The organism is Nonomuraea sp. NPDC059007 (assembly GCF_042740555.1).
In the GTDB taxonomy this organism is placed as follows: Bacteria; Actinomycetota; Actinomycetes; order Streptosporangiales; family Streptosporangiaceae; genus Nonomuraea.
Window position 1 is genome coordinate 1 of record NZ_JBHYJD010000115.1, and the last position, 3,978, is coordinate 3,978.

2 protein-coding genes and 1 pseudogene are annotated in these 3,978 nt (G+C 68.0%); 1 reads left to right on the forward strand and 2 read right to left on the reverse strand.

The annotated features are described in order from the left end of the window. Positions 1–233: pseudogene (locus ACFWY5_RS57885) on the forward strand (hypothetical protein); the annotation flags it as partial. On the opposite strand, the gene ACFWY5_RS57890 reads toward ACFWY5_RS57885, so the two are convergent. After that, entirely contained in the window at positions 191–3,019 is a 2,829-nt protein-coding gene (locus tag ACFWY5_RS57890) for a vitamin B12-dependent ribonucleotide reductase (protein WP_379640389.1), read from the reverse strand. The pseudogene ACFWY5_RS57885 and the gene ACFWY5_RS57890 overlap by 43 nt on opposite strands. Further along, on the reverse strand, positions 3,016–3,519 hold the full coding sequence (nrdR, locus tag ACFWY5_RS57895) for a transcriptional regulator NrdR (protein ID WP_379609439.1): 504 nt from the start codon (positions 3,517–3,519) through the stop codon (positions 3,016–3,018). The genes ACFWY5_RS57890 and nrdR overlap by 4 nt, the downstream gene beginning before the upstream one ends. Between the last annotated feature and the right edge of the window lie 459 nt (positions 3,520–3,978).

Here is a 3,978-nt window from a genome sequence, read left to right on the forward strand (position 1 = left end):
ATCCCGTGTACTTCGACGTCGCCTCCACCGCCCCGCTTCACCCGGTCGCCAGGCAGGCGTTGACCGCCGCGCTGGACGAGGGCTGGGCCGACCCCGCCCGGCTCTACCGCTCGGGCCGGCAGGCCCGGATGCTGCTCGACGCGGCGCGCGGGACGGTCGCCGAGGTGCTGGGCGTCCGGTCGGGTGGCTGTCAGCTGCAGCCGCTGGTCGAGCCGCAGCCCTCGCAGACGTAGCAACTGCCCGCGGGGCGCATCTTGGTGCCGCAGGTCATGCAGAGCGGCGCGTCCGCCGTGAAGCGCTGGTGGCTCTCCAGCGTCAGCTCGCGGCCCGGCGCGGGCTCGGCGGCCGGCTCCGGCTTGGCGGCCTCTATCGGCGCCGACTGGGCCAGGATCTCCCGGTCCACCGACTCGTGCAGCGGCGCCGGGTCCTCACCGCGCTGCTGCGCGGCCCGCTCGGCGGCCGAGAAGATGCCCAGGGCGGCCCGCTCGTCGTACGGCAGGTGGTCCAGGGCCAGGCGGCGGAAGATGTAGTCCATCACCGACGTGGCCATCCGGATGTCCGGGTCGTCCGTCATTCCGGCGGGCTCGAAGCGCATGTTGACGAACTTGCTCATGTACGTCTCGAGCGGCACGCCGTACTGCAGCCCGATCGAGATCGCCACGGAGAAGGCGTCCATGACGCCCGCCAGCGTCGAGCCCTGCTTGGACATCTTGAGGAAGACCTCGCCCAGACCGTCGTCCGGGTAGGACGAGGCGGTCATGTAGCCCTTGGCGCCGCCGACCGTGAAGCGGGTCGTCGTGCTGGGGCGCTGGTTGGGCATGCGGCGGCGGGTCGGCCGGTTGACCTCGATGACCTTGACCTCGGGCTCGCCGGCGGCGGCCTCGGTGGTCTTGGCCTCCTCCTTCTTGCCCCCGGCCGACAGCGGCTGGCCGACCTTGCAGTTGTCGCGGTAGACGGCCAGCGCCTTCAGGCCGAGCTTCCAGCCCTCCAGGTAGACCTGCTCGATGTCGTCGATCGTGGCCGACTCGGGCAGGTTGACCGTCTTGGAGATGGCGCCCGACAGGAACGGCTGCGTGGCGGCCATCATCCGCACGTGGCCCATCGGCGCGATCGCGCGCTCGCCCATCGCGCAGTCGAACACCTCGTAGTGCTCCTGCTTGAGGCCGGGCGCGTCGACGACGTGGCCGTGCTCGGCGATGTACTCGACGATCGCCTCGATCTGCTCCTGCTGGTAGCGCAGCTGCTTGAGCGCGCGCGGGATCGTCTGGTTGACGATCTGCATCGAGCCGCCGCCGACGAGCTTCTTGAACTTGACCAGCGCCAGGTCCGGCTCGATGCCGGTGGTGTCGCAGTCCATCATCAGGCCGATGGTGCCGGTCGGGGCCAGCAGCGACGCCTGGGCGTTGCGGTAGCCGTTCTTCTCACCGAGCTTGAGGCACTCCGACCACTGCTTCGACGCCTCGGTGTGGATCTTGGAGTCCATGATGCCGACCGTGCGCAGGTTGTCGTTGGCGGCGGCGTGCTTGCGCATGACGCGCTTGTGCGGCTCGGCGTTGCGGGCATAACCCTCGTACGCGCCGACGGCCCCGGCCAGCTCCGCGCTGCGGCGGTAGGAGACACCGGTCATCAGGCTCGTGATGGTTCCGGCCACCGCGCGGCCGCCGTCGGAGTCGTAGGCGTGGCCGGTGGCCATGAGCAGCGCGCCCAGGTTGGCGTAGCCGATGCCGAGCTGGCGGTAGGCGCGGGTGGTCTCGCCGATCTTCTCCGTCGGGAAGTCCGCGAAGGTGATCGAGACGTCCATCGCCGTGATGATCAGCTCGGTGAGCTTCACGAAGTTCGCGATGTCGAAGGAGTTGTCGTCCTTCAGGAACTTCAGCAGGTTGATGCTGGCCAGGTTGCAGGAGGAGTTGTCCAGGTGGACGTACTCGCTGCACGGGTTGGACGCGGTGATGCGGCCGGTCTCCGGGCTGGTGTGCCAGTCGTTGATCGTGCCGTCGTACTGGATGCCCGGGTCGGCGCACTCCCACGCCGCCTTGGCCATCTTGCGGAACAGGTCCTGGGCGTCGACCTCCTCGATGACCTCGCCGGTCAGGCGGGCGCGCAGGCCGAACTTCTCGCCCTTCTCCACCGCGTGCATGAACTCGTCGGAGACGCGCACGGAGTTGTTGGCGTTCTGGTACTGCACGGACACGATGTCCTTGCCGCCCAGGTCCATGTCGTAACCGGCGTCGCGGAGGGCGCGGATCTTGTCCTCTTCGCGGGCCTTGGTCTCGATGAACTCCTCGATGTCGGGGTGGTCGACGTCGAGCACGACCATCTTCGCCGCGCGCCGCGTGGCGCCGCCCGACTTGATGGTCCCGGCCGAGGCGTCGGCGCCGCGCATGAAGCTGACGGGGCCGCTGGCCGTACCGCCGCTGGAGAGAAGTTCCTTGGAGGAGCGGATGCGGGACAGGTTGATGCCCGAGCCGGAACCGCCCTTGAAGATCACGCCCTCTTCCTTGTACCACTCCAGGATCGACTCCATCTGGTCGTCCACGGCAAGGATGAAACACGCGCTGACCTGCTGCGGGGACTGCGTGCCCACGTTGAACCAGACCGGCGAGTTGAAGGCGAAGACCTGGTGCGAGAGCGCGTACTTGAGCTCGTGGTCGAAGATCTCGGCGTCCTCTTCGGTGGCGAAGTAGCCGTGCTCGACCGCGGTCTTGGTGTACATGCCGACCACGCGGTCGACCAGCTGCTTCAGGCTCCACTCACGCTGCGGGGTGCCCACGGCGCCCCGGAAGTACTTGGTGGTCACGATGTTGGCCGCGTTGACCGACCAGAACTCGGGGAACTCGACACCCCGCTGCTCAAAGTTGATCGACCCGTCGCGCCAGTTGGTCATGACGACGTCACGGCGCTCCCAGGTGATCTCGTCGTAGGGATGCACGCCCGGCTTGGTGAAGATCCGCTTCATCTTCAGACCCTTGCGGGGCCTCTTGCCCCCGCGCGCCACTGAACCGCTTGCCGTCTCCGTCATGACTCCCCCTTCAGGCCCTTGACGGCCGAGCTCGTCTCGCCGGTGCGGCTCGACTCCCTCTCCGTCTTCAACTGTTCGATCTCGGCCTCGAAGTCCGCCAGGCTCTCGAAACCGCGATATACCGATGCGAACCGCAGGTACGCCACCTCGTCCAGCTCCCGCAACGGGCCCAGGATCGCCAACCCCACCTCGTTGGAGGGGATTTCCGCCGCGCCCCTGGCCCGGATGACCTCCTCGACCCTCTGCCCCAGCTGGGCCAGAGAGTCCTCCGTCACCGGCCTGCCCTGACAGGCCCGCCGTACGCCCGCGACGACCTTGTCCCGCGAGAAGGGCTCGGTCACCCCGCTACGCTTGCTCACCATCAGCAGGACCGTCTCCTGGGTGGTGAACCTGCGCCCGCACTCCGGACACGTCCGGCGTCGCCTGATGGCCGCGCCGTCGTCCGTGGAGCGGCTGTCGATGACCCTCGTGTCGGGGTGGCGGCAGAACGGACAGTGCACGCTGCTTCGCCTCCTCGAACGGCCGCGTAAAGCGGTTGTCCCCGTACGCTCGCGCACACCCCACGGCGAGCCATGGAGCGGTCACGGAAACACAAGTTGTGGTGAACTACATCGGTGTAACTACTAGATGTTGTGGTCCTAAGTTAGAAGCGCGCGACCATGAACGCAAGTTGGCGCGGCCCTTCCCATCGAAGTCGCTGATCAGCGGGGTGGTGGGCGCTCCGGCCGGGCGTGTCGGCGTCAACAAGCGGGGCGAGCCGGGTGTTCCCGGACCTGTTTCCGCAGGTCGGTGGGGTGCTGGGGGGCTTGCCCGCTTGAGCCTTGATGATCTTGCCTGGAGTGCGGGAAGCCCTTGTGCGCCGGGGTTCCGGAGGTTTCCGAGGCCGGTGTGAGGGGTGTGGCGCCTGTATGTCCGTGAGGCCTGCCGGGTGAGCGCGGAAGCGCGCGCCCGTTGCCGGG

Excerpts from the sequence above, each read along its gene's own strand:
- ACFWY5_RS57890 (WP_379640389.1), bottom strand. The coding sequence starts at position 3,019 with ATGACGGAGACGGCAAGCGGTTCAGTGGCGCGCGGGGGCAAGAGGCCC.